The 25,091-nt window shown below is 52.9% G+C and carries 22 protein-coding genes; 14 read left to right on the plus strand and 8 right to left on the minus strand.

Annotated features, from left to right (window positions below):
- Positions 1-12: 12 nt before the first annotated feature.
- From thrB to CHB59_RS08305, 3 genes are all read right to left on the minus strand, one after another.
- Positions 13-966: a homoserine kinase gene (gene thrB / locus CHB59_RS08295; RefSeq protein ID WP_089375761.1), complete on the minus strand. Its 954-nt coding sequence runs from the start codon at positions 964-966 to the stop codon at positions 13-15.
- Positions 967-1,026: 60 nt separating this feature from the next.
- Positions 1,027-1,356 (minus strand): DUF2782 domain-containing protein, encoded by a 330-nt coding sequence (locus CHB59_RS08300; RefSeq protein ID WP_245835098.1) that lies wholly within the window; start codon positions 1,354-1,356, stop codon positions 1,027-1,029.
- A gap of 121 nt (positions 1,357-1,477) precedes the next feature.
- Entirely contained in the window at positions 1,478-2,209 is a 732-nt protein-coding gene (locus tag CHB59_RS08305; RefSeq protein ID WP_089375763.1) for an LOG family protein, read from the minus strand.
- A gap of 21 nt (positions 2,210-2,230) precedes the next feature.
- On the opposite strand from CHB59_RS08305, the gene polA reads away from it, so the two are divergent.
- A complete protein-coding gene (polA, locus tag CHB59_RS08310) occupies positions 2,231-4,957 on the plus strand; it encodes a DNA polymerase I (protein WP_089375764.1) in 2,727 nt (908 codons plus the stop codon).
- Positions 4,958-4,987: 30 nt separating this feature from the next.
- Here polA and CHB59_RS11900 read toward each other — a convergent pair whose 3' ends face one another.
- Complete coding sequence (locus CHB59_RS11900) at positions 4,988-5,332, minus strand: (2Fe-2S)-binding protein (RefSeq protein WP_342743071.1); 345 nt, start codon at positions 5,330-5,332, stop codon at positions 4,988-4,990.
- An 8-nt stretch (positions 5,333-5,340) separates the two neighbouring features.
- On the opposite strand from CHB59_RS11900, the gene CHB59_RS08320 reads away from it, so the two are divergent.
- The 9 genes from CHB59_RS08320 to CHB59_RS08360 all read left to right on the plus strand — a co-directional run bounded on the left by CHB59_RS08320 (position 5,341) and on the right by CHB59_RS08360 (position 13,788).
- Entirely contained in the window at positions 5,341-6,105 is a 765-nt protein-coding gene (locus CHB59_RS08320; RefSeq protein WP_179212116.1) for a competence/damage-inducible protein A, read from the plus strand.
- A gap of 3 nt (positions 6,106-6,108) precedes the next feature.
- Positions 6,109-6,366 (plus strand): YkgJ family cysteine cluster protein, encoded by a 258-nt coding sequence (locus tag CHB59_RS08325; RefSeq protein WP_089375766.1) that lies wholly within the window; start codon positions 6,109-6,111, stop codon positions 6,364-6,366.
- Positions 6,367-6,538: 172 nt separating this feature from the next.
- Positions 6,539-7,570 carry a tRNA dihydrouridine synthase DusB gene (gene dusB, locus CHB59_RS08330; protein WP_089375767.1) on the plus strand — a complete coding sequence of 344 codons (1,032 nt, stop codon included), beginning with the start codon at positions 6,539-6,541 and terminating at the stop codon, positions 7,568-7,570.
- Entirely contained in the window at positions 7,570-7,800 is a 231-nt protein-coding gene (locus tag CHB59_RS08335) for a Fis family transcriptional regulator (RefSeq protein ID WP_089375768.1), read from the plus strand. The genes dusB and CHB59_RS08335 overlap by 1 nt, the downstream gene beginning before the upstream one ends.
- A 23-nt stretch (positions 7,801-7,823) precedes the next feature.
- Positions 7,824-9,410, plus strand: coding sequence for a bifunctional phosphoribosylaminoimidazolecarboxamide formyltransferase/IMP cyclohydrolase (gene purH, locus CHB59_RS08340; RefSeq protein WP_089375769.1), 1,587 nt, complete (start codon positions 7,824-7,826; stop codon positions 9,408-9,410).
- 134 nt (positions 9,411-9,544) lie between these two features.
- Positions 9,545-10,813, plus strand: coding sequence for a phosphoribosylamine--glycine ligase (gene purD / locus CHB59_RS08345; RefSeq protein WP_089375770.1), 1,269 nt, complete (start codon positions 9,545-9,547; stop codon positions 10,811-10,813).
- Positions 10,814-10,827: 14 nt separating this feature from the next.
- Positions 10,828-11,370 (plus strand): L-threonylcarbamoyladenylate synthase type 1 TsaC, encoded by a 543-nt coding sequence (tsaC, locus tag CHB59_RS08350; RefSeq protein WP_089375771.1) that lies wholly within the window; start codon positions 10,828-10,830, stop codon positions 11,368-11,370.
- A 32-nt stretch (positions 11,371-11,402) separates the two neighbouring features.
- The gene (gene hemF / locus CHB59_RS08355; RefSeq protein WP_089375772.1) at positions 11,403-12,308 is read left to right on the plus strand and encodes an oxygen-dependent coproporphyrinogen oxidase; all 906 of its coding nucleotides are present in this window, start codon (positions 11,403-11,405) and stop codon (positions 12,306-12,308) included.
- A gap of 79 nt (positions 12,309-12,387) precedes the next feature.
- Positions 12,388-13,788 carry an APC family permease gene (locus tag CHB59_RS08360; protein ID WP_089375773.1) on the plus strand — a complete coding sequence of 467 codons (1,401 nt, stop codon included), beginning with the start codon at positions 12,388-12,390 and terminating at the stop codon, positions 13,786-13,788.
- 188 nt (positions 13,789-13,976) lie between these two features.
- Here CHB59_RS08360 and CHB59_RS08365 read toward each other — a convergent pair whose 3' ends face one another.
- On the minus strand, positions 13,977-15,809 hold the full coding sequence (locus CHB59_RS08365; protein ID WP_179212120.1) for a methanol/ethanol family PQQ-dependent dehydrogenase: 1,833 nt from the start codon (positions 15,807-15,809) through the stop codon (positions 13,977-13,979).
- A 340-nt stretch (positions 15,810-16,149) separates the two neighbouring features.
- On the opposite strand from CHB59_RS08365, the gene CHB59_RS08370 reads away from it, so the two are divergent.
- Complete coding sequence (locus CHB59_RS08370; protein WP_245835099.1) at positions 16,150-18,033, plus strand: sigma-54-dependent Fis family transcriptional regulator; 1,884 nt, start codon at positions 16,150-16,152, stop codon at positions 18,031-18,033.
- Positions 18,034-18,083: 50 nt separating this feature from the next.
- Here CHB59_RS08370 and CHB59_RS08375 read toward each other — a convergent pair whose 3' ends face one another.
- The 3 genes from CHB59_RS08375 to ilvD all read right to left on the minus strand — a co-directional run bounded on the left by CHB59_RS08375 (position 18,084) and on the right by ilvD (position 21,321).
- Complete coding sequence (locus tag CHB59_RS08375; protein WP_089375776.1) at positions 18,084-18,383, minus strand: c-type cytochrome; 300 nt, start codon at positions 18,381-18,383, stop codon at positions 18,084-18,086.
- A 123-nt stretch (positions 18,384-18,506) separates the two neighbouring features.
- Complete coding sequence (locus CHB59_RS08380; RefSeq protein ID WP_089375777.1) at positions 18,507-19,418, minus strand: D-hexose-6-phosphate mutarotase; 912 nt, start codon at positions 19,416-19,418, stop codon at positions 18,507-18,509.
- A gap of 52 nt (positions 19,419-19,470) precedes the next feature.
- Positions 19,471-21,321 carry a dihydroxy-acid dehydratase gene (ilvD, locus tag CHB59_RS08385; protein WP_089375778.1) on the minus strand — a complete coding sequence of 617 codons (1,851 nt, stop codon included), beginning with the start codon at positions 21,319-21,321 and terminating at the stop codon, positions 19,471-19,473.
- Between the two features lie 60 nt (positions 21,322-21,381).
- On the opposite strand from ilvD, the gene lgt reads away from it, so the two are divergent.
- The 3 genes from lgt to CHB59_RS08400 all read left to right on the plus strand — a co-directional run bounded on the left by lgt (position 21,382) and on the right by CHB59_RS08400 (position 25,036).
- Positions 21,382-22,167: a prolipoprotein diacylglyceryl transferase gene (gene lgt, locus CHB59_RS08390; protein ID WP_089375779.1), complete on the plus strand. Its 786-nt coding sequence runs from the start codon at positions 21,382-21,384 to the stop codon at positions 22,165-22,167.
- A gap of 243 nt (positions 22,168-22,410) precedes the next feature.
- Entirely contained in the window at positions 22,411-24,735 is a 2,325-nt protein-coding gene (locus CHB59_RS08395; RefSeq protein WP_089375780.1) for an FdhF/YdeP family oxidoreductase, read from the plus strand.
- On the plus strand, positions 24,725-25,036 hold the full coding sequence (locus CHB59_RS08400; RefSeq protein ID WP_089375781.1) for a helix-turn-helix domain-containing protein: 312 nt from the start codon (positions 24,725-24,727) through the stop codon (positions 25,034-25,036). The genes CHB59_RS08395 and CHB59_RS08400 overlap by 11 nt, the downstream gene beginning before the upstream one ends.
- Positions 25,037-25,091: the final 55 nt, after the last annotated feature.

The following is a 25,091-nucleotide window of genomic DNA, read 5'->3' on the forward strand; positions in this document are numbered from 1 at the left end:
TTTATATTGAATCTAGCCTACCCACAAAGTAAGTAATTGCTCACGTCCAGCAATGGAATTGCGCAGGATACGCTCAAAATATTGCGGGTCCTTGGCGTGCGTCAGCTCTCCAGCCTGCGGGAAATGCAGGTCATTCAACCGTGACAGCCAGAAACGCATGGCAGCTACCCGCAACATGCCAGGCCAGGCCTGGTGCTCCGCCTCGGTCAGCGGACGGACTGCGTGATAAGCATTCAGTAACGCACTTACCCGGGCGGCCTCCAGCGTACCATCGGTATTCACGCACCAGTCATTGACCGTAATGGCAATGTCGTAGAGCAACGCATCATGGCATGCATAGTAGAAATCAATGACGCCGCCGACTTCATCTCCAGACATAAGCACATTGTCGCGGAACAGGTCTGCGTGAATCACGCCAGCAGGCAAATGTGCAGTATCGAACTCCTGCTCAAAAGCCAGTTGCGCTTGCAGCATCTGGTGATTGTCAGCATCCAGGAACGGCGCCACTTTGGCAGCCGTTGCCACGCGCCAGCCACTGCAGCGCAAATTACGCACTTCTGCCTGGAATGAGGTTCCGGCAATATGCATGCGCGCCAACACAGCCCCAATCGCAGCACAATGCTCTGGCAATGGTTGCTCGATCGATTTTCCGGCCAGGCAGCTCACCAACGCAGCGGGTTTACCATTCAGCTCACCCAGCGCATTCCCTGCATGATTCTTGACAGGATGCGGACACGGAATACCGCGCTCTGCAAGATGCGTCATCAGATCAATGAAGTAAGGCAGCTCGTCCGCACCATGCTCTTCGAACAAGGTCAGAACATAACGCCCTTTCGAAGTCGTGACGAAATAATTGGTGTTGGTGATGCCTGATGCAATCCCCTGCAAATCCAGCAACTCGCCAAGGGCATATCCCTTGAGCCATTGCTGCATTTGCTCGAATGAAACAGTAGTGAATACGGACATAGGAAACTTTGGAAAGGCTAGGGTGATGGAAGGGCTAATGCCCTTCCCAGGCATCAATCATCAGAACCGGAACAGAACCCACTTGGGAATACTGATAGGTTGGGCGACGCCATCATTGCGCGACCATCCTGCATTTTCATCTTCCTTGGTCAGGTAGTATGGTTTGCCGACCCGAGGCGTTACTTTCATCATATAAAGCTCACCATTGATACGGTACTCCTCCACCGTATCTTCACCCCTCTTGGTAATCGTGACTTCCGGTTCAGGCGCCTCGTCTTGCACACCCGGCGGCGGGGGCGGCGGCTCAGGCAGGGGTTCCAGATTATCCGGCACTTCTGCAGCAAAGGCTGTCAGCGGCAGCAGTAAAGCCAGTACCCATAATTTTTTCATCACTCGCATGACAACCTCAATTAGAAATAATGGAATGAATTCTACCAAATCGCCCCCCCTGCCAAAAGAGCGATGTTGTTTATTCACAACAATATATTTCTGATGGCAGGCGGGCAGATATTTAGAGATAGAACTGCATGATTTGCTGCTCTTCAGGTGAAGGTTCAAAACCACGTGTTTCATAATGCTGGAAGATCGCCTCCACCACCTCATGAGGTTTATCTATCACCTGCAGAAGATCCAGGTCTCCTGGTGATATCACTTGCTCGTCCACCAGCGTTTCACGTATCCAGGATAACATGCCACGCCAGAACGGCTCATGTACCAGAATAATGGGAATCCTTCTTGTTTTTGAGGTCTGTATGAGAGTAAGTGCTTCCATCAGTTCATCAAGCGTACCGAAACCACCCGGCATCACCACATATGCTGACGCATATTTGACAAACATGACCTTGCGCATGAAAAAGTGCTGGAAGTTCTGGCTGATATCCTGGAAATCATTGCCCTTCTGCTCATGTGGCAATTCAATATTGAGACCGATACTGGGAGATTTTCCATAGAAAGCCCCTTTATTCGCAGCTTCCATAATACCGGGACCACCACCGGAAATGACACTGAACCCTGCATCAGACAACAGCCTGGCAATCTCTTCGGTCAATTTATAATAAGGGTGGTCTGGCTTGGTTCGCGCACTACCGAAGATGGAAACCGCGGGCGTGATTTCCTTCATCCGCTCGGTGGCCTCGACAAATTCTGCCATAATCTCGAACGCACGCCATGATTCGCGCGCCGAGTATTTCTTGTTGGGGAGTTCCGGGTCCAGAATCTTGGGAAGTTTTTTAGCTGCTGACATAAGGTTCCACACTAGTTCAAGATGAAAACATTGTTATTAGTAGACGGTTCGTCTTACCTCTATCGCGCATTCCATGCCTTGCCTGACCTACGCAACAAGGCAGGAGAGCCTACCGGTGCACTATATGGCGTACTGAATATGCTGCGCCGCTTGCACAAGGATTACCCGGCTGATTATAGCGCCTGTGTCTTCGATGCAAAGGGAAAAACCTTCCGCGATGATATTTATCCTGAATACAAGGCCAACCGTCCTGCCATGCCAGAGGATCTCTCACAACAGATATCTCCCTTGCATGAAGCCATCAAGGCCATGGGCTGGCCACTACTGATGATAGATGGCGTGGAGGCCGACGATGTGATTGGCTGCCTTGCCAAACATGCTGAAAGCCAGGGCATGCAGGTCGTGATTTCCACCGGCGACAAAGATATGGCACAACTTGTCACCCCCAACGTCAAACTCGTCAACACCATGACGAACGAGGTACTGGATGAAGCAGGCGTTGAAGCCAAGTTCGGCATCCCACCATCACTGATCGTCGATTACCTCACCTTGATTGGCGACAATGTGGACAATGTACCCGGCGTGGAAAAAGTCGGGCCGAAAACGGCAGTCAAATGGTTGACCCAGCATGGCTCGCTCGACCACATCATGGCAAATGCCGCGGCCATCAGCGGCGTAGTCGGCGACAACCTGCGCAAGGCACTGGACTGGCTGCCCACAGGCCGCGAGCTCATCACAATCCGTTGTAAACTGGATCTGCCACAAGTCGTGACTGACCTGATCAGCCAACCTGCCGACAATGCCAAGCTGGCTGAAATCTACGAACGTTTTGAGTTCAAGACCTGGCGTAGAGAACTGGATACCGGAGCCACACCAGCCGTGGCCGCTCCACCCCTGTCACCCGTTTCCGGCGATCTCTTCAGCACACACCCTGCCAATACCAACCGTGATTTTGAAACCATCCTGGATCAGGCCAGCCTGGACAAATGGCTATTGCTGCTCAAATCTGCACCATTAATCACGTTCGACACAGAAACCACCAGCCTGGACCCGATGCAGGCAAAGCTGGTCGGCATGTCATTTTCCGTCGAAGCCGGCAAGGCAGCCTACCTGCCACTGGCACATGACTATACAGGTGCACCACAACAGCTTGATTTCCAGGCTGTACTGCAACAGCTCAAGCCAATACTGGAAGATACCGCCCTGCTAAAATTGGGCCAGAACCTGAAATATGACAAACATGTGCTTGCCAACCATGGCATCAAGCTACAAGGCATCAAGCACGACACGCTGTTGCAATCCTATGTACTGGAAAGCCATCGCACACACGGCATGGATGATCTTGCCATGCGTCATCTCGGCGTGCAGACCATCACCTACGAGGAAATCGCGGGAAAAGGCGCCAAGCAGGTGCCTTTCAGCCAGGTCAGCATTGAAATTGCTTCTGAATATGCCGCCGAAGATGCAGACATTACCTTGCAATTGCACCAGGCGCTGTACCCCCAGGTTGAAGCTGACGAAAAACTGGAGTTTGTCTACCGCCATATCGAGATGCCATTGCTGGATATTCTCTACACGATAGAACGCAATGGCGTGCTGATCGACCAGGCCATGCTGCAAGCCCAGAGCCATGAATTGGGGCAGAAGCTGCTTGATCTGGAACAACAGGCATACACACTGGCAGGCCAGCCATTCAACCTCGGCTCACCCAAGCAATTGCAGGAAATCCTGTTTGGCAAGCTCGGCATCAAGCCATTGAAGAAAACGCCAAGTGGCGCGCCATCCACCGATGAGGATGTCTTACAGGAACTGGCACTGGACTACCCTCTGCCCAAAATCCTGCTGGAATACCGTGGGCTCGCCAAGCTGAAGTCAACTTATACCGACAAGCTACCACGCATGATCAACCCGGACACGCAGCGGGTACATACCAGCTACAGCCAGGCAGTTGCCATTACTGGCCGTCTCGCAAGTTCCGACCCCAACCTGCAGAATATCCCGGTGCGTACAGCCGAAGGCCGCCGCATCCGCGAAGCCTTCATTGCGCCTGCAGGTGCCCATATCATTTCTGCCGATTATTCGCAGATTGAGCTGCGCATCATGGCGCATTTATCCCAGGATGAAGGCCTGCTTTCTGCTTTTGCCAAAGGTGAAGATATCCACCGCGCTACCGCAGCGGAAATTTTCTCGGTCACACGTGACGAGGTCAACAGCGAACAACGCCGCTATGCCAAGGTCATCAACTTCGGACTGATCTACGGTATGAGTGCTTTTGGCCTGGCGCAAAACCTTAATATCGAGCGCAGTGCAGCACAGAACTATATCGACCGGTACTTCGCCCGCTATCCCGGCGTGCGCGAGTATATGCAGAACACACGCCTGCTTGCCAAGGAACAAGGCTATGTCGAAACCCTGTTCGGTCGCCGGCTATGGGTACCGGAGATCAACAGTCCCAATGGCATGCGCCGAGCCGGTGCCGAGCGCGCTGCCATCAATGCACCCATGCAAGGGACGGCAGCTGACCTGATCAAACTGGCCATGATTTCTGTGGATCGCTGGCTGCGTGAACAACAGTTGCAAAGCAAACTCATTATGCAGGTTCACGATGAACTGGTACTGGAAGTGCCCGAAACTGAACTGGAGCTGGTGAAGCAACAGCTACCCCGGCTTATGCAGGACGTTGCCACACTGGATGTGCCATTGCTGACGGAGGTCGGTGTGGGCTCCAATTGGGAAGCAGCCCATTAAACTGAGTAATATATCGCCGGGCAGGCCAGCTTATTTTCCCTGCCCGGTTTCCAGTTCCTTGAGGTAATACTCGATATCCCACTCACAACCCCCACATCCGGTCATTGCCCCAGTCATATCGGCAATGCCGCGAATATCGAACCCCTGCTGATATAGATCACGGATCTTGCTGCGTTTCACTCCACTGCAGAAACACAATATCTCGTCATCCGGATGGTTGTTTTGCTCACTCATGAAAACCTGTTTCAGCCCACTTGCCAATAATATAAGCAGGTATTGTACGCCCTCGTTGCCTAAACCGGTATGCACTGCCCACTTGCATCCCGCTGCTGCAGCGCCCACAATGCCGGACATCCTGAATGTCAACTCACTCACTGTATATCATGAGTTCAATACAAGCAGTTCGCTTTGGTGCCATTATCATCGGCGATGAAATCCTCTCGGGAAAGCGACAGGATGCACACCTAAGCAAGCTGATTTCACTGCTCTCCGAACGAGGATTAAGCCTCTCATGGGCTGAATATCTGGGCGATGAACGCCCACAGATCGTCGCAACCTTGAAACGCACCATGGCAAGCAATGACGCCGTGTTCTGTTTTGGGGGGATAGGCGCCACGCCGGATGACCAGACGCGCCAGGCAGCCGCAGAAGCATCCGGCCTGCCGATTTCACGCCATCCGGGTGCCGTCGCGGAAATTGAGGCACGCTTTGGTGAGTCTGCTTATCCCAAACGAGTCCTGATGGCAGATTTTCCTCTGCATGCGAACCTGATTCCCAATCCGGTCAACCGGGTCCCTGGATTTTCACTCGCGCAGCATTATTTCATGCCCGGCTTTCCGGAAATGGCCTGGCCAATGACGGAATGGATACTGGATACCCACTACCGACATCTTTTCCACCAGCATACATTGCACGAATCATCCATCCTGGTATTCGATGCAGGTGAAAGCCAGTTATTGGATCTCATGGGCGAGATTACCAGTCGGTACCCGGCAATCAAACTGTCCAGCCTGCCCCGCCTAGATCAGCGCCGCACGATAGAACTGGGGGTCAGAGGCAGCAAGGCCGACACTGGACAGGCCATGCAACACATCCAGGCAGCCCTTGATAGCATGGGATACCCGTGGCAAACCGCAGGAGTAGCATAATCCATGGAATGCCGCCCAGGTTGCGGTGCCTGCTGCATCGCACCTTCCATCAGCAGCCCCATTCCCGGCATGCCACAAGGCAAGAAAGCAGGCGAACGTTGTGTCCAACTGGATCAGCAAAACCGTTGCCTGATCTTTGGCCAGCCGGAACGGCCGGCTGTTTGTGCTTCACTGCAAGCTGACCCAGAGATGTGCGGCAGCAGCAACACCTACGCTTTCACCTGGCTGACAGCACTGGAACAGCAAACCGAGCCAGGCTGATATTACAGCATCACAGCAATCACTTAGCGGCAAAATTTAATGTAAAACATTGCCTTACGCCGGACATGCAAGCTCATGTATCCAGCCCAAGCGTGCAATATCTGCTTTGTACTCCCATCATTTGCATATAAAATAGGCAGCTTTCCCACGCTATTGATACGGTTATAGTCAGGTGCAGATCGGTCCTTACAAACTGAAGAACAATCTGGTAGTTGCCCCCATGGCAGGAGTAACTGACCGCCCATTCCGTGTATTGTGCAAGAAAATGGGTGCAGGCCTGGCTGTCAGCGAAATGGTGACGTCCAACTCCCTGCTGTATGGCAGCGCCAAGACATTGCGCCGTGCCAACCATGAGGGCGAAGTGGACCCGATTTCAGTGCAGATCGCAGGTGCTGATCCCAAGATGATGGCTGAAGCTGCCAAACACAATGTGGACAACGGCGCCCAGATCATTGATATCAATATGGGCTGTCCCGCCAAGAAAATCTGCAATGTCATGGCAGGATCCGCACTGTTGAAAGACGAGCCTCTGGTTTCACAAATTCTCAAGGCTGTTGTCAATGCCGTGGATGTGCCAGTGACGCTCAAGATCCGTACCGGTTGGGACAAGAACAACCGCAATGCGGTCGCAGTAGCAAGGATGGCGGAAGATATCGGCGTCCAGGCTCTTGCCATGCACGGCCGCACACGCGCCTGCCTGTATATGGGCGATGCAGAATACGACACCATTGCCGCCGTCAAGCAGGCAATCAATATTCCACTGATTGCCAACGGTGATATCACCACGCCGGAGAAAGCCAAATTCGTGCTGGACTACACCAAGGCCGATGCCGTGATGATCGGACGTGCCGCCCAGGGTCGCCCCTGGATATTCCGTGAAACCGAGCATTTCCTCAAGACTGGCGAACACCTGCCCGCACCGGAAGTAGACGAAATCCACCAGGTCATGCTAGAGCATATCCACGACCTCTACGATTTCTACGGCGAACTGACCGGTATGCGCGTCGCGCGCAAGCACATCTCTTGGTACACCAAGGGACTGGTAGGTTCTGCCAACTTCCGTCACCACATGAACCAGCTGCAATCCGTGGAAGAGCAACTGCACTCCATCAACGATTTCTTTAGCGAACTCAAGCAGCGCGATATGCGCCTGCAATATGAGCCGGAATCTGCCAAAGACAACGGTGAGGCCCTGGCTGCGTAATGCCACAGGATATCGCAAGCTGTGTACGCGCAGCCCTGGATGAATATTTCAAGGATCTGGACGGTCAGCGTCCACATGCTGTGTACGACATGGTACTGCAATGTATGGAAAAACCTCTGCTGGAATATGTACTGAACCGCGCTGGTGGCAACCAGAGCAAAGCGGCTGAAATTCTCGGCCTCAATCGTAATACGCTGCGCAAGAAGCTTCAGCAGCACAACCTTCAATAACCTCTCCTTTCGAGCTTTTCATTATGGCTGTGATCAAACGAGCACTTATCAGTGTGTCTGATAAAACCGGTATTCTTGAATTCGCCCAGGCCCTGGCTGGCTTTGGTGTCGAAATCCTTTCCACAGGCGGCACCGCCAAGCTGTTCCGCGACCATGGCATTGCCGTGATCGAAGTCAGTGATTACACTGGCTTCCCCGAAATGCTGGATGGTCGGGTCAAGACCCTGCACCCCAAAGTACATGGCGGCCTGCTGGGTCGGCGCGACCTGCCTGAGCATGTCACTGCCATGCAGTCTGCAGGCATTCCCAATATCGATATGGTAGTCGTCAACCTGTATCCATTTGAAGCCACTGTTGCCAGGCCGGATGCCACACTGGAAGACGCCATTGAGAACATTGATATCGGTGGCCCGGCCATGGTACGTTCCGCTGCAAAAAATTGGCAGGATGTCGCTGTGCTGACCGATGCTTCCCAATATGACGACGTACTGGCGGAAATGCGCAGCACTGGTGGCGCCACCAGCAAGGCAACCCGTTTCTCACTGTCTGTGGCAGCCTTCAACCGCGTCAGTAACTATGATGGCGCCATCAGTGATTACCTGTCTTCCTTCAATGCTGATGGTTCACGCAATGAATTCCCCGGGCAAATAAATGGACGCCTGGTCAAGGTACAGGATCTGCGTTACGGAGAGAACCCGCACCAGAAGGCCGCTTTTTACCGCGATCTCTATCCAGCCCCTGGTTCGCTGGTCACTGCCCAGCAAGTACAGGGCAAGGAATTGTCCTATAACAACATTGCTGATGCCGATGCCGCATGGGAATGTGTCAAGAGTTTCGATGGCACCGCCTGCGTCATTGTCAAGCATGCCAACCCTTGTGGCGTGGCAGTTGGCAACAGCACGCTGGAAGCGTACCAGAAAGCATTCCAGACTGATCCAACCTCAGCATTCGGTGGCATTATCGCCTTCAATAACACGCTGGATGGCGCAACTGCAGAAGCGGTTTCCAAGCAATTTGTTGAAGTCCTGATTGCGCCTGACTATACCGAGGAAGCACTGGAAATTTTCAAGGCGAAGGCCAATGTGCGCGTTCTCAAGATTGCCTTGCCTGCAGGTGGTGACAGCGATTGGAGCCATGGCCGCAATTCGCACGACACCAAACGTGTTGGTTCAGGCGTCCTGATTCAGACAGCTGACAACCATGAAATCAGCATGGACGATATCAAGGTAGTCACCAAAAAGCAGCCGACCCCGGAACAACTGGAAGACTTGCTGTTTGCCTGGCGTGTTGCTAAATATGTCAAATCCAACGCGATTGTTTTCTGCGGCAATGGCATGACGCTGGGTGTAGGCGCAGGGCAGATGAGCCGTGTAGACAGCACCAAGATTGCTGCCATCAAGGCACAGAATGCAGGCCTGACGCTACAGAACTCCGCTGTGGCATCTGATGCATTCTTCCCGTTCCGTGATGGTGTAGACGTGCTGGCCGAAGCAGGAGCCACCTGCGTGATCCAGCCTGGCGGCAGTATCCGCGATGATGAAGTCATTGCTGCGGCAGATGAGCATGGATTGGTAATGGTATTTACCGGTGTCCGCCACTTCCGTCATTAAGCAAGCAAGACTCCCGGGCAAGTCATTCCCATTCCGCCCGGGAGCTGTTCTGTTGATAGTGCATGTCCCTGGAAAATCATAAATTCCGGGTAAAATACGGGCTTCCAGCCCAGTTGTTCATTTAGAGGATAATGATGAAAGTTCTTGTAATCGGTAGCGGTGGACGTGAACACGCCCTTGCATGGAAACTTGCACAAAGTGAGCGCATCAGCCGTGTATTTGTTGCCCCAGGCAATGCAGGTACTGCATTGGATCCTGACATGGTCAATGTCCCGATTACCAAAGTGGCTGAGCTGGTTGAATTTGCCAGGTCTGAGCAAATCGCCATCACTGTTGTTGGCCCTGAAGCACCACTCTCCCAGGGCGTAGTGGATGCATTCCGTGCCGCTGGTTTGAAAATTTTCGGCCCGACACAGGCCGCTGCCCAGCTGGAAAGTTCCAAGGATTTCGCCAAGGCGTTCATGCTCCGGCACAATATTCCCACTGCCGCCTATGCTACCTTCACAGATGCCGCAGCAGCCCATGATTATGTCAGACAGCAAGGAGCGCCGATTGTCATCAAGGCTGACGGCCTTGCCGCAGGCAAGGGAGTCGTCGTTGCCATGGATGAAGATGAAGCCCATGCTGCGATTGATGCGATGTTGGCAGACAACAAGCTGGGAGCCGCTGGCGCACGAGTAGTGATCGAAGAGTTCCTGACAGGTGAAGAAGCCAGCTTCATTGTCATGGTAGATGGCAAAAATATCCTGCCGCTTGCCACCAGCCAGGATCACAAGCGCTTGCTGAATGACGATCAGGGACCCAATACAGGTGGAATGGGAGCTTACTCCCCTGCGCCTGTCGTGACACCTGACATTCATGCCAAAGCCATGCGTGAAATCATTGCCCCCACCGTCGCAGGCATGGCCAAAGATGGCATTCCCTACACCGGTTTCCTCTACGCCGGCCTGATGATAGGTGAGGATGGTAGTGTCAAGACGCTGGAGTTCAACTGCCGCATGGGCGACCCTGAAACCCAACCCATCATGTTGCGCCTGAAAAGCGAATTACTGTCGCTGGTAGAACATGCGGTCAATGGCACCCTGGACCAGGCCCAGACAGACTGGGATCGCCGCAGTGCACTGGGTGTGGTGCTGGCATCAGCCAATTATCCGGATACTCCACGCCTGGGTGATGAAATCACCGGCCTGCCCAAGGAGCTGGAAGATGCGCATGTGTTCCATGCCGGCACTACGCTGCAGGATGACAAGGTACTTACCAGCGGCGGACGTGTGCTATGTGTGGCTGCATTGGGCGAGACCGTGAAATACGCCCAGTCCCAGGCATACAAGATTACAGATGACATCAAGTTTGATGGCATGCAGTTCCGTACCGATATCGGTTACCGCGCTATCAAGTCCTGACCAGGACATAATTCATGCAGGCACGTGCACTACAGGCATTTCTTCGTAGCGGCGGTGTCATTGCCTATCCTACCGAGTCCTGTTTCGGACTCGGTTGCGACCCCACCAACCCGCATGCCCTCAGGCGTTTGCTACGCATCAAGGGTCGTCCTCAGCGCAAGGGCCTGATCGTCATTGCCCATCGGTTCTCGCAACTGAAACCATTGATCGCTCCAGTCACCGCCGAGCAAAAGCAACGCCTGTTCGAACGTTGGCCCGGCCCGCATACCTGGTTGGTACCAGCATCATCACGTTGCCCGGCATTACTCAGGGGCAAGCACACATCTCTGGCTGTACGCGTCACAGCCAATCCGTTTGCAGCAAGCCTTTGCCGCAATGCCGGTATGGCGCTGGTTTCCACCAGCGCTAACCATAATGGACGGGTTCCGGCCAAAACCACCCGCGAATGCCATCGCCTGTTCGGCAACCGTGTCAGGGTGCTGCCCGGCATGACTGGCGGTGCAACAAAACCTTCAACCATCCAGGACTTACGCACGGGAAAAATCCTGCGTCCATAACCTGGATCACCTGGCAAATATTGGAGAGCTTCATGAACCCAAATGCAATCTTCGATTACCTTCAAGACCTGCAAGCCCGCATCGTGGAAGCCATTGAACTGGTAGATGGCAAGCGCTTCCTGCACGATAGCTGGCAACGCGCAGAAGGCGGAGGTGGCACTTCCTGCATGCTGGAGGGAGGCAATGTATTTGAACGTGCCGGCATTGGATTCTCGCATGTGCTGGGCAGCAAGCTACCTCCATCGGCCAGCGTGGCACACCCTGAAGCAGCTGGGCGCAATTGGCAGGCCATGGGGGTATCGCTGGTATTCCATCCGCGTAATCCCTATATTCCCACTGTCCACATGAACGTGCGTTTCTTCGTGGCAGAAAAACCTGGTGAGGAACCAGTTTGGTGGTTTGGCGGCGGTATGGACCTGACACCCTATTATGGCTTTGAGGAAGATGCAGTACATTTTCATCGCACTTGCCGCAACGCCGTCAGCCCGTTCGGCGAGCAGTATTACGCCAGGTTCAAACAGGCATGCGATGAGTATTTCTACCTCAAGCACCGCAAGGAAGCCCGCGGTATAGGCGGTATCTTCTTCGATGACTTCAGCGAGCTTGGTTTCGAACAGAGTTTTGCTTTCCAGCGCAGTGTGGGAGATGCCTTCCTCAATGCCTACCTGCCTATTGTGCAAAAACGCAAGAACATGCCATACGGTGAACGTGAACGTGACTTCCAAGCCTACCGCCGGGGACGTTATGTCGAGTTCAACCTGATTCAGGATCGCGGTACTATTTTCGGGCTGCAATCCAATGGCCGTACCGAATCCATCCTGTTATCCATGCCTCCCATCGTCAAATGGCGTTATGACTGGAGGCCAGAAACCGGCTCCCCTGAAGCTAGGCTATATACAGACTTCATTACCGGGCGTGACTGGCTCGCCGGCACATAAACAATGATCTCCCGGCAGGGAAGAGTTAGCACTCAGGCATAATTCGTGCATACTAAAAAAACAAAAAAGGGAGCTTGATATGTTTGCCCAGCTGTTTCGCACTAAGCCAATTGAGATAGGTCGTCACAGCGGCCTGAGAAAATGCCTGACGGCATTCGACCTTGCCCTGCTCGGTATCGGTTGCGCCATCGGCACCGGCATTTTTGTGCTGACAGGTATTGCGGCTGCCGTGTACTCCGGCCCCGCGGTAATAATTTCCTTCATTATTGCAGGCCTGGCAGCCGGCTTTGCCGGTTTCGCCTATGCCGAGCTCGCAGCATCAGTTGGCGGGTCAGGCAGTGCCTATGGCTATACCTATGTGGCCTTCGGCGAATTCTTTGCGTGGGTCATTGCCTGGATATTGCTGCTTGAATATGGTGTCGGGGCAGCAGCAGTCGCCAATGGCTGGTCCGGTTATTTCATCAATACCCTCGCCAATTTCCATATTGTCATTCCCGATGCCTGGACCAAGGCTCCCAGCCAGGGAGGCATCATCAACCTGCCGGCTTTCGGCATTATCTGGCTACTCGTCCTGGTACTGGTCAGCGGCGTCAAACAGAGCTCTACCGTCAACAATATCATGGTGGTTATCAAGATCAGCACTATCGCCATCTTCCTGGCCATTGCGGTTGGGCATATCAATACTGACAACTGGCAACCTTTCATGCCATTCGGCTGGTTTTCCACGCAAGCAGACGGTCACAATATCGGCATTCTCGCTGGTGCATCGCTGGTATTCTTTGCCTACTTTGGCTTTGATGCCGTTTCCACCGCTGCCGATGAGGCACGCAATCCGCAACGCGACCTGCCCATTGGCTTGATTGCCGCCCTGATCTTCTGTACGGTCATTTATATCCTGGTGGCTGGCATGCTTACCGGCGTAGTGCATTATTCCGACCTCAATGTATCATCCCCGGTTGCCTATGCACTGGCAACGCTGGGATACTCATGGTCGTCCACCCTGGTCGCCACCGGCATCCTGGCAGGCCTGATCACAGTGCTTCTGGTACTGCTTTACGGCCTTACCCGCATTCTCTACGCAATGAGCCATGATGGATTAATTCCTGCTGTCTTCTCCAAGGTCAACCCAGAACGCCACACCCCGACCCGTCTCATCCTGCTATGTGGCAGCATTATTTCCATCGTGGCTGGCTTTTTCCCGCTGGGAACGTTGGCCGAGACGGTCAATATCGGCACACTGGCCAGCTTTATCATGGTCTGCTGCGGCGTTATTATTCTGCGGATACGCCAACCTGACCTGCCCCGCCCATTCAAAAACCCCTGGAACCCCCTGATCCCGCTGCTGGGCATTGTCTCATGCAGCGCCCTCATGGCCTTCCTGCCAGATGAAACCTGGCACCGGTTCCTCATCTGGGTAGGTATCGGTATCGTGATGTACTTTGTCTATTCAATGAGACACAGCAAACTCCGTACCAAATAACCTAGTCTTCTGTACGTACACTCGACATCACGACAGCATCGTTGCAGTGATTCCACCAGAGTGACTCTCAACCCGGCCTACCAATTCAACAGGCAAAAAAAACCAGTCCGAGAAGGACTGGCAGAAGGGATATTACTAAAAATGGAGATAATCCCTGCCTCTCGGCAGGGGTACTACTTTAAAGATGATTAGAGACTGAATACGTTTAATGCACCACCACCAGGGGCTGCATTCCACTCTTTCAGTTCCTTGTAACCACCTGCTGCGCCCAGACCTTCGTTGTCGTTGGTCAAACCCAGATTCATTGCCACACCTGCCCAACCACCGATACCGGACAAAATTGCGACGTATTGCTTACCCTTATGGCCATAGGTGATCGGGTTACCGACAACACCAGAACCTACACGGAATTTCCAGAGCTCCTTGCCATTTTTGGCATCTACAGCTTTCAGCCAGCGATCCAGAGTACCGTAAAAGACAACATCAGACGCTGTGGCCAGAGCACCACTCCATACTGAGAATTTTTCTTTCTTGTACCAAGCTTGCTTGCCTTTCAAGCCATCCCATGCCATGAAACCACCCATGACACCATCAGGACCAGGATACATGCTCAGTGTTGCACCCACCCATGGCTGGCCCGCCACGTATTTCACTTCTACAGGCTCGTAATCCATACAAACATGGTTAAGCGGAACATAGAACAATTTGGTTTTAGGGGAAAAAGCAGCAGGTTGCTGGTCTTTCACTCCCAACGCAGCAGGACAAATCCCTGTGACATTCACATCTTCGTGTGTCGAAACCTTTGCATCTTTTTGTGGAATACCAGTAGCAAGATCAATACCGGTTGCCCAGTTGACAAATGGATGCATCTTCTCAGCCACCAACAGCTTGCCACTCTGTCTATCCAGGGTATAGCCAAAACCGTTACGATCAAAGTGCGTTGCCAGCTTCTTGCCATCCGCATCCCAGAGAATGGTTTCGTTCACAGCGTCATAATCCCACTCATCATGAGGGGTCAACTGATAACCCCACTTGGCAAAACCAGTATCCAGGTCACGAGCAAAAATCGTCATAGACCACTTATTGTCACCTGGCCGTACATCCGGATTCCAGACAGAAGGATTGCCTGTGGAGTAATAAACCAGATTCAGGCCTGAATCATAAGAGTACCAACCCCATGTTGCACCACCGCCCTGCTCCCAACCATTCTTGCTGGCTTGCGGCTTGAGCCATGTTCTCGTGCCCAGATCTTTCTCGGGGAATTTCAGCTTTTCCTTAGGCAATGCCTTGTAGGACCCACCCTCCTTGTTCCCGCCATTCACGTCCTCATACACGGACAAAGCACTGTAATGTGGATTATCCTTGTTGAAATCGTCACCAATTAACACTTCGCTGTCAGGACCAGTACTATAGGCGCGCCATGCAATCGAGCCATCCTTGATGTTGTAGGCAGTCAGATAACAACGTACGCCATATTCACCACCGGAACAACCTGTCAGCACTTTGTCCTTGAATACATGCGGTGCATTGGTTGTTGTCGCCCCCTGCTTCACGTCCACCACGCTCGTATCCCAGACTTTGGCACCAGTCTTGGCATCCAAAGCGACCAGCTGGCCATCGTTCTGCTGCAGGAATATCTTGCCATCGCCATAAGCCAGGCCACGGGTTACGTTATCGCAACAGAGCAGCGCCTGTACAGAAGGATCTTGCTTGGGGAAATAGGACCATTTGATCTTTTCCTCATTACTCAAATCAAGTGCATAGACATTGTTAGGAAAAGCTGTGGTGAAGTACATCGTGTCACCAATCACCAGCGGAGCACCTTCGTGCCCGCGATTCACCCCGGTTGCAAATGTCCATGCAGCCTTTAGATTCTTAATATTGGATTGATTGATCTGAGTCAGCTTACTGTAACCAGTGCTAGCGTAATCCTTACGCTGAGTCACCCACTGATTTTCATCCTGGATCAGTTTCTCCAGATCATCTGCTGCAAAGGCAGAAACGGAAGTCATCCCGATCATGCCGACACCTAATGCTATTTTCAAATGCTTTGCTTTCAAGGAACTCTCCATAGTGTGATTGTCATGTTCTCTGCTGTCTCACATAAACATTGCAATGACAGCAGTGTGGCCAATTGCAGTTTGACCACCGACTCGCTTTTTCAATACAGCAAAGCCCATGCCACCTCCCACAAAAACCAGGAATAATTCCTGAAAACCAAATGAAAATAATATGTTGCCATACAATATTGTTCCTAAACTCCCATAGAGCCAGTCACAGCAAGGTTGTATCAAAATTGCACAGGTGCTACATTTGGGAACAATTCCTAGAACGATCAAGAACTTCACTATGCAACACCCCATGAAAAAATCTGCACACGAAATCAACCGCGCACGCCAGCAATTTCTTGCACACGGCAATATGCAGGAGGGGGTAGTCAATGAAACTATTGCTGCTTCATGGCAGCGCAGTATGCGTAATGGTGTGGATGCCAGTCAGCCCTTAAGCATGGTGACATTGAATCGTGCCGAGCTTGACATACGACAGAGCAAAAACCGCTTGCTGTTAACACAATCCAAGGCAGAAATTGCCACACTGTATGAGCAGATAGCTCACTCCTATAGCGTGGTGACACTGACCGATGCAGAAGGCACTATCCTGCATAGTGAAGGGCAACATCACCTGATTGGCCTTGCTCCCGAACTCCTGAGCCCAGGCTACTCATGGAATGAGCAACAACGCGGTACAAATGCCATTGGGACCGCCATTGTTGAGCAAAAAGCTGTCGCAGTACAATGTGCAGAACATTTTGTTGAGCAATTACATCATTTCAGTTGTTATGCAGTCCCAATTTTTGGGGCTAATCGTCAGCTACTCGGCACTCTTAACGTTTCCAATGCCTTTTCCATACATCAGCCACATACCATGGCGCTGGTCAAAATGGCAGCCCAGCTCATAGAGAACCGTGTATTCAGAGCTTGTCACCAAGGACCAGTCTGCCTGCATTTCCACAACAATACGGATTTTATTCATACCCAATGGGAAGGGCTGGCAGTTTTCTCACGACAAGGTGATCTCCTGGCAATCAACAAGAGTGGATTAAATTTGCTTGGCATTGCCGATATCCCACACAACTTCCAAAGCATCTTCGGACAATCATTCGACCAAGTCTGCGCACGACACCAGCAGATCATCACATTCGATGTCGCACATACTCATGGCGATATTTTGTACGGGGCAATGGAAATCAATACGGAATCACCATCATCCATCAAGCCTGTTGCCACACGTCAACCCGTATCTAGCATGCCCAGAACCTTGGCAGCGATTCCTGATCATGATCCGAGGATTGCAGAAATACTGAGACAAGCCACTCTGGTCATGAATCGGGATATCTCCATTCTGATCCAGGGAGAAACAGGCGTTGGCAAAGAACTACTTGCCAGTGCTATCCATTACTCCAGTGACCGTGCACATGGTCCACTCATCGCAGTCAACTGCGCCGCACTACCTGAAGGATTAATTGAAGCAGAACTGTTCGGCTACGAAGAAGGCGCATTCACCGGTGCTCGCCAGAAAGGGAATTCTGGCAAGATAGAACAGGCTCATGGTGGCACTTTGTTTCTTGATGAAATCGGCGATATGCCATTACTTTTGCAAGCACGGTTGCTACGTGTACTGCAGGAGCGCAGCATAACGCCCCTGGGTAGCAGCAAATCCAAAAAACTGGACTTTGCTATCATCAGTGCAACCAATCAAACCTTGCAGGAAAAAGTTGCCTCAGGCGCATTCCGCAAAGATCTTTACTACCGCCTGAATGGAATCAGCCTGACCTTGCCCCCATTACGAGAACGAAAAGACCTTGATGCACTGGTACAAAATATCATGACAGCCGAGCATGCTGGCAGCACAAGGATTCATGCAGAAGTTATGCACCTGTTCCGTCAACATTCATGGCCAGGCAATATCCGTCAGTTACATAATGTACTGAAAACCATGCTGGCACTGGCAGCAGGTCAGCCCCTGCAGCGGCAACATCTGCCACCAGGCTTCACGGATGACCTAAAAGATAACAGTATCGCTGCGCCACAGCTACTGACTGCAGGCTCCATCTCCGATATTACCAATGAAGCGGTCAGACTGGCATTGCAGAACCATGAAGGCAATATTTCTGCGGCCGCTCGTGAATTAGGGATGAGCCGCAATCGCCTGTACAGAAAATTAAAGTCACTCGGTATGACTTAGGGCAATAAAAAAACCAGTCGACGCCGACTGGTTCTGAAGTATCCCGAACGTTACTTTAATGTCAGTATCCACTGCACAATGATCTTGATATCCTCATCCTTCACCTGAGGACTATTGGCCCGCATGGGAACCGGCCCCCATACGCCACTGGACCCGTTTTTCACCCGCCCGATCAGCTTGGTTTCCGCACCCTGCTCACCTCGATACTTGGCCGCAATATCCCGCAATGCCGGCCCGATGACCTTTTCCTTGACGGTATGGCACGCCAGGCAACCATTTTTCTGCGCCAATGCTTCTACAGAAGCATCCGCCGCTACAGCCGGTGCAACCACCAGCATACAACTCATCATGACCCATATGCACACGATTGCTTTCACTCTACACCTCCTGGAGAACCTGTCCGCGGTTCCCTCTACATCATGTTTAAAACAATTCAGTCAGGAAACAAACTGCTTTTCCTGTATCCACTCCAATTACAAGCTTTCGGTACTGTATTGCACATTCAGAGTATGAGAGCTGCCAGGCTCCACCGTGACAACATTGCTTCTGACATTTGAGGTTTCAACACACACCATGCTGCGCCAGCCATAGTGACTGCCCAGGTCGCCAATCTCGGCAGCCTTGCGCTCCCATGGTGTCCAGACCACGGTGGAATTACTGCCGGACTTCTCGATGATGATCCGACGGCGCAGGCCAGGATCTTCAAGAATGCAGGTGGATTGGGTATTGAGGTATACACGATCCACTTCATCATTGAAGGTCACATCACCAGACTGTCGCTTGAGCATGTAATCCTCGACCTTATCTTCGTACTCGACATGATCCAGGCCCAGAACCCTGACTACTTCAATATCGCTGACCTGGAAATAAGTATGCAATGCCTCGCCGATCACGAATGGCACATTGCCATGATTGGTAGTGGTCAATGCCATGCTGAGCACAGGACCGATATTGATCGTCAGCACCAACTCACAATCATAAGGCCACTGGTTTTCCACCTGGCGACTCTCACTCAGCTTCAATACCAGGCTAGTCGTATTGTCCGGTTCCGGCTTGGCTTCCACGACCTCCCACGGCACTACCCGCGCAAAACCATGCGGACACAAAGTTTCATCAGTAGAGTGAGGGCCGAACCATGGCCAGCAGACAGGAACACCACCACGAATGGATCGTCCAGCCACAAAACGTGCCTGGTCAGACAACCACAACACTGGCGCTTCCGCATGGCGAGGATTCCACCGCATGACATGACCACCTTGTAAGGCAACTTTGGCGGTGGCATGGGGATTTTCTATCTCCAATGTCACCAGCCCATTCAAGTCTGCAGAGAAATGGATTTTATGCCCGACCCCGTACCGGGCATTCAATTCATGTATTGATTGCATACGCTCATTTTCAATCTGATTGATGAATTATTATTATTTTTCAGCCAGCTGCTTACTTCTCGATCTGGCTGACGTCGCGTACAGCGCCTTTCGCTGCTGACGTACTCATTGCGGCATACGCACGTAGAGCAACGGATACATGACGCTCACGGTTGACAGGCTTCCAGGCATCCTTACCCTTGGCTTCCATCGCAGCACGACGGTGCGCCAGCACTTCATCACTTACCGCCAGGTGAATAGTACGGTTGGGAATATCAATTTCGACGATATCATTTTCTTCCACCAGACCAATGGCTCCGCCCTCGGCAGCTTCCGGAGAGGCATGTCCGATACTGAGGCCGGAAGTACCGCCGGAGAAGCGGCCATCCGTCAGCAGGGCACACGCCTTGCCCAGCCCCTTGGATTTCAGGTAGCTGGTCGGGTAGAGCATTTCCTGCATGCCTGGTCCACCGCGCGGGCCTTCATAGCGGATGATCACGATATCGCCCGCCACAATCTTGTCGGCCAGAATACCTGCCACCGCATCATCCTGGCTTTCGAAAATACGGGCACGCCCCGTAAACTTGAGAATGCTGTCGTCCACGCCAGCTGTCTTGACAATGCAGCCATCCAGCGCAATGTTGCCGTACAGCACGGCCAGGCCGCCATCCTGTGAATAGGCATGTTCCTTGTCACGGATACAACCTTCCTTGCGATCCGTATCAAGACCAGGCCACAGCATGGACTGGCTGAACGCGATCGTGGTGGCAATACCCCCGGGGGCAGCGCGATAGAATTTCTTCACGTCTTCATCGTCCGTGGTCATGATGTCCCATTTATCCAGCGCATCCCCCAGACTGGGACTATGCACGGTAGGGGTGTCACGGTGGATCAGCCCGGCCCTGCTCAATTCGGCCAGAATCCCCATCACGCCGCCAGCGCGGTGTACATCCTCCATATGATACTTGGTGGTTGCTGGTGCAACCTTGCTCACGCATGGAACGCCACGCGAGATACGGTCAATATCAGCCATGGTGAAATCCACTTTTGCCTCGTGCGCAGCTGCCAGCAAATGCAATACCGTATTGGTGGAGCCCCCCATGGCCACATCCAGGCTCATGGCATTCTCGAACGCATGCAGGTTGGCGATGCTGCGCGGCAACACGCTCTCGTCATCCTGTTCATAATAGCGTTTGGTGATTTCCACAATCAGTCGCCCTGCCTTGAGGAACAGTTCCTTGCGTGCAGCATGCGTGGCCAAGGTGGATCCATTACCAGGCAGGCTCAAGCCTAGCGCCTCAGTCAGGCAGTTCATGGAATTGGCAGTAAACATGCCGGAACAGGAACCGCAGGTCGGGCAGGCGGAACGCTCAATCGCCTCGGATTCCTCATCTGAAATATTGCTGTCCGCGGCTGCCACCATGGCATCCACCAGATCCAGCTTGTGCACATTGCCTTGCCAATTGACCTTGCCAGCCTCCATCGGGCCACCGGAAACAAAGACCACCGGGATATTCAGGCGCAACGCAGCCATCAGCATGCCTGGAGTAATCTTGTCGCAGTTGGAAATACAGACCAGCGCATCTGCACAGTGCGCACTGACCATATATTCCACAGCATCCGCAATCAGGTCGCGGCTTGGCAGGCTGTAGAGCATGCCACTATGCCCCATGGCGATACCATCATCCACGGCGATAGTATTGAACTCCTTGGCTACACCACCAGCGCGCTCGATTTCACGCGCCACCAACTGTCCCAGATCCTTGAGGTGCACATGGCCCGGTACAAACTGCGTAAACGAGTTGGCAATGGCAATGATTGGTTTCTGGAAATCATCTTCCTTCATCCCGGTGGCACGCCAGAGCGCACGTGCGCCAGCCATATTGCGGCCATGGGTGGAAGTTCTGGAGCGATATTGCGGCATAAAAACCCTAAACTGAACGTATAATTAGGTAATTTTACTCCAATCCTAAGGCCAATCCCAATGCTTGTTCATCCACAATTTGATCCAGTTGCCATTCACCTGGGTTCATTTGGTATCCATTGGTATGGCCTGATGTACCTGACCGGCTTCCTGGCCTTTCTCTGGCTGGGCCGCTGGCGCATTGCCCACCAGCCCTGGCATGGCTGGGACATGAAAATGCTGGACGACGCCCTGTTCTACGGAGCACTCGGCGTCATTATTGGCGGCAGGCTGGGCTACGCCCTGTTCTACCAGCATGAATACTATCTTGCGCACCCCCATGAAGTCCTGTTCCTCTGGCAAGGCGGCATGTCCTTCCACGGCGGCTTCATCGGCGTCATGGCTGCCATGTGGCTATTCGCAAAAAAACGCGGCCTCACCTTCTTCGGCATCATGGATTTCGTTGCCCCCCTGGTTCCTGTCGGCCTGGGTGCCGGCCGTATGGGTAACTTCATCAATGGCGAACTCTGGGGCCGTGCCAGCGATATGCCCTGGGCCATGGTGTTTCCACAAGTGGATAACATTGCCCGCCACCCATCCCAGCTTTACGAGTTCCTGCTTGAAGGCGTTGTATTGTTCATCATACTCTGGTGGTACTCCAGCAAACCACGCGCAAGAGGTACAGTTTCCGCTCTGTTCCTGATTGGTTATGGCACTTTCCGCTTCCTGGTGGAATTCACGCGCGAGCCAGACAGTTTCCTTGGCCTGCTGTCGCTGGGCCTGAGCATGGGGCAGTGGCTGAGTCTGCCTATGATCATTGCGGGAGTATGGCTGCTGGCAGTGAGTTTACGCCGCTCAAAAAACTGACTGCATCACTCCTGCTGACAACCAGTATGGCGGTGGCACTCCTGTCTTTTTGAAGTGAAACAACCCCAGCCCATTTTCACTGCCGCCATACACTTCCGACAACTGTACCCTAAAAATTCCCCTGCTTCTGTGTCTGGTTTCCAACCGTTTGTGCCCTTACGATTGCTGTAGTCGTCATTGTGCATTTATTGGCTGGCATACAAGCAAGTACGCCAGTCCGGATTTCAGGAAACAGTAGAACTTATGTCGCAATCAAAAGCAGCCATCAAGCCTTACCATCACCCTGCCGCTGGCTGGGGAGCGTTGAAGCAAGTCGCAGCACAACTTGCCTTGCAGAAAATTCCCGTCAAGGGCATCACTACGCTGTTATCACAAAACCAGCCTGATGGCTTTGACTGCCCTGGTTGCGCCTGGCCAGACAAGGAGCACACTTCCACATTCGAATTCTGTGAGAACGGCGTCAAGGCAGTAGCAGCAGAAGCTACAGCCAAGCGTGTGCCGCCTGAGTTCTTTGCCAAACACACAGTCACGGAGCTGATGGAGTGGAGCGATTTCGACCTGGAGAATGAAGGCCGCCTGACCCACCCCATGCGCTACAACCCGGCGACTGACAAATATGAAGTCATCTCCTGGGACGGGGCATTTGAACTGATGGCGCAACACCTGAATGCACTGGCCGACCCCAATGAAGCGATTTTCTATACTTCTGGCCGCGCAAGTAATGAAGCTGCTTTCCTCTATCAATTGTTCGTACGTGAATTCGGCACCAACAACTTCCCGGATTGCTCCAATCTCTGCCATGAATCCACCAGTATGGCCCTGCCGCCTACCGTAGGTGTCGGTAAAGGTTCGGTCACCCTGCATGATTTCGAGCATGCCGATACCTTGCTGATTTTCGGCCAGAACCCTGCCACCAACCATCCACGTATGCTGGGTGAGTTGCGTGAAGCATCCAAGCGCGGTGCTCGTATCGTGGCGATCAATCCATTGAAGGAGCGCGGACTGGAGCGCTTTGCCGATCCGCAGAGTCCATTCGACATGCTGTCATTCAAGGGCAGCAAGATCAGCGACATGTTCATCCAACCCAAGCTGGGCGGTGACCTGGCACTGGTCAAGGGCATGATCAAGTTCGTGATCCTGTGGGACGATGAAGCCATCAAGAATGGCACAGAGCGCGTAGTCGACCTCGACTTTATCCAGCAACATACCAATGGTTTCGAGGCCATTGCAGAAGATGCCCGCCGTGAAAGCTGGGACCTGATTGTTGAAGAATCCGGCGTACCGCTGGAGCAGATTGAAGAAGTGGCACGCATTTACGCTACCGGTGATCGCGTCATTGCCACCTGGGGCATGGGCATTACCCAGCATAAACATGGTGTTGCCACCATCAAGACCATGGTCAACCTGATGCTGCTACGCGGCAATATTGGCAAAGAAGGCGCAGGCCTCTGCCCGGTACGCGGACATAGCAACGTGCAAGGCAACCGCACGGTCGGCATTTATGAAAAGATGCCACTGGCATTCCTGGAAAGCCTGGAGCGTGTATTTGACATCCAGGTTCCCAAAGAACCAGGCTATGATGCAGTTGCCGCCATTCAGGCCATGATTGATGGCAAGGGCAAATTCTTCTTCGGCCTCGGCGGCAATTTCTCCATCGCCACCCCTGACACTGACCGTACCTGGGAAGGCTTGCGCAACTGCGACCTGACAGCCCACGTCACCACCAAGCTCAACCGCAGCCATCTGGTGCACGGCAAGGAGGCATTGATCCTGCCATGCCTGGGTCGTACCGAGATCGACCAGCAGGAAACCGGCGCCCAAGGTGTGACAGTGGAAGATTCCATGAGCATGGTGCATATTTCCTTCGGCATGAACAAGCCAGCGTCTCCGCATTTGTTGTCTGAGCCGGCCATCGTAGCGCGTATGGCCCATGCTGCCCTCAAGAACAGCAAGACTCCGTGGCTGGAATATATCAAGGATTACAGCAAGATCCGTGATGTGATTGAGCAGACCATGCCGGCACTGTTCAAGGATTACAACGAGCGCATCAAGCATCCGGGTGGTTTCCGCATGCCGGTTCCTTCCAGTGATCGCGTCTGGGCAACAGCCTCCGGCAAGGCCGAGTTCACGGTACATGACATCCCGCGCAACTCTCCTATCCACCAGGCACGTGAGCAATATGGTGACCAGATGTTCGTCCTCATGACCACACGCTCGCATGACCAGTACAACACTACTATCTACGGCATGGATGACCGTTACCGTGGCGTGTTCGGCCAGCGCCGCGTGATATTCATGAACCCGGAAGACATCAAACGCATGGGACTCAAAGCTGGCGACTGGATCAACCTGGTCAGCGTCTGGCAGGATGGTATTACTCGTCGTGCCGACAATTTCCTGGTTGTTTCCTACGATATTCCGCAAGGCTGCCTGAGCGGCTACTATCCGGAAACCAACAATCTGGTGCCATTGGAAAGTGTGGCAGATCTTTCACACACACCCACATCCAAATCCATTCCTGTGATTATCGAAAAAGTCACTGATACTAAGGTATCTCATGCTGCTTGATCAGGATAACGTCAATCAAGAATCGGGTGACTTTGCCTCTGATCACGCACAGCTTGATCAGAGTGCGGTGCTGATGCTGGGTATCCTTGAGCTGCTGCATGCCGAACATGAAGAAGGCCGTGCGCAGGTGTCCCTTGCCGTCATCTGCAAACGTCTCGGCATCCGCATGAGCACATTGCAACGCCTCATGACCGCATTGAGCGAACAGGAACTGGTCACCGTTGCCACCCATAAGGAACGACTAGTCGCAAGCCTGACAGCCAGCGGTGAAGAAATTTCCCGCGCCCTACAGGTCGACTAGTCAGGTACAGCATTTTCTCTTGCGCAAAACACCATCGCGCTTGAACCTGGCTGGA

The sequence above is a fragment of the Methylobacillus rhizosphaerae genome (genome assembly GCF_900187985.1).
Classification (GTDB): domain Bacteria; phylum Pseudomonadota; class Gammaproteobacteria; order Burkholderiales; family Methylophilaceae; genus Methylobacillus; species Methylobacillus rhizosphaerae.

Excerpts from the sequence above, each read along its gene's own strand:
- thrB (WP_089375761.1), bottom strand. The coding sequence starts at position 966 with ATGTCCGTATTCACTACTGTTTCATTCGAGCAAATGCAGCAATGGCTC.
- CHB59_RS08300 (WP_245835098.1), bottom strand. The coding sequence starts at position 1,356 with ATGAAAAAATTATGGGTACTGGCTTTACTGCTGCCGCTGACAGCCTTT.
- CHB59_RS08305 (WP_089375763.1), bottom strand. The coding sequence starts at position 2,209 with ATGTCAGCAGCTAAAAAACTTCCCAAGATTCTGGACCCGGAACTCCCC.
- polA (WP_089375764.1), top strand. The coding sequence starts at position 2,231 with ATGAAAACATTGTTATTAGTAGACGGTTCGTCTTACCTCTATCGCGCA.
- CHB59_RS08320 (WP_179212116.1), top strand. The coding sequence starts at position 5,341 with ATGAGTTCAATACAAGCAGTTCGCTTTGGTGCCATTATCATCGGCGAT.
- CHB59_RS08325 (WP_089375766.1), top strand. The coding sequence starts at position 6,109 with ATGGAATGCCGCCCAGGTTGCGGTGCCTGCTGCATCGCACCTTCCATC.
- CHB59_RS08335 (WP_089375768.1), top strand. The coding sequence starts at position 7,570 with ATGCCACAGGATATCGCAAGCTGTGTACGCGCAGCCCTGGATGAATAT.
- purH (WP_089375769.1), top strand. The coding sequence starts at position 7,824 with ATGGCTGTGATCAAACGAGCACTTATCAGTGTGTCTGATAAAACCGGT.
- purD (WP_089375770.1), top strand. The coding sequence starts at position 9,545 with ATGAAAGTTCTTGTAATCGGTAGCGGTGGACGTGAACACGCCCTTGCA.
- tsaC (WP_089375771.1), top strand. The coding sequence starts at position 10,828 with ATGCAGGCACGTGCACTACAGGCATTTCTTCGTAGCGGCGGTGTCATT.
- hemF (WP_089375772.1), top strand. The coding sequence starts at position 11,403 with ATGAACCCAAATGCAATCTTCGATTACCTTCAAGACCTGCAAGCCCGC.
- CHB59_RS08360 (WP_089375773.1), top strand. The coding sequence starts at position 12,388 with ATGTTTGCCCAGCTGTTTCGCACTAAGCCAATTGAGATAGGTCGTCAC.
- CHB59_RS08365 (WP_179212120.1), bottom strand. The coding sequence starts at position 15,809 with ATGATCGGGATGACTTCCGTTTCTGCCTTTGCAGCAGATGATCTGGAG.
- CHB59_RS08370 (WP_245835099.1), top strand. The coding sequence starts at position 16,150 with ATGAAAAAATCTGCACACGAAATCAACCGCGCACGCCAGCAATTTCTT.
- CHB59_RS08375 (WP_089375776.1), bottom strand. The coding sequence starts at position 18,383 with ATGATGAGTTGTATGCTGGTGGTTGCACCGGCTGTAGCGGCGGATGCT.
- CHB59_RS08380 (WP_089375777.1), bottom strand. The coding sequence starts at position 19,418 with ATGCAATCAATACATGAATTGAATGCCCGGTACGGGGTCGGGCATAAA.
- ilvD (WP_089375778.1), bottom strand. The coding sequence starts at position 21,321 with ATGCCGCAATATCGCTCCAGAACTTCCACCCATGGCCGCAATATGGCT.
- lgt (WP_089375779.1), top strand. The coding sequence starts at position 21,382 with ATGCTTGTTCATCCACAATTTGATCCAGTTGCCATTCACCTGGGTTCA.
- CHB59_RS08395 (WP_089375780.1), top strand. The coding sequence starts at position 22,411 with ATGTCGCAATCAAAAGCAGCCATCAAGCCTTACCATCACCCTGCCGCT.
- CHB59_RS08400 (WP_089375781.1), top strand. The coding sequence starts at position 24,725 with ATGCTGCTTGATCAGGATAACGTCAATCAAGAATCGGGTGACTTTGCC.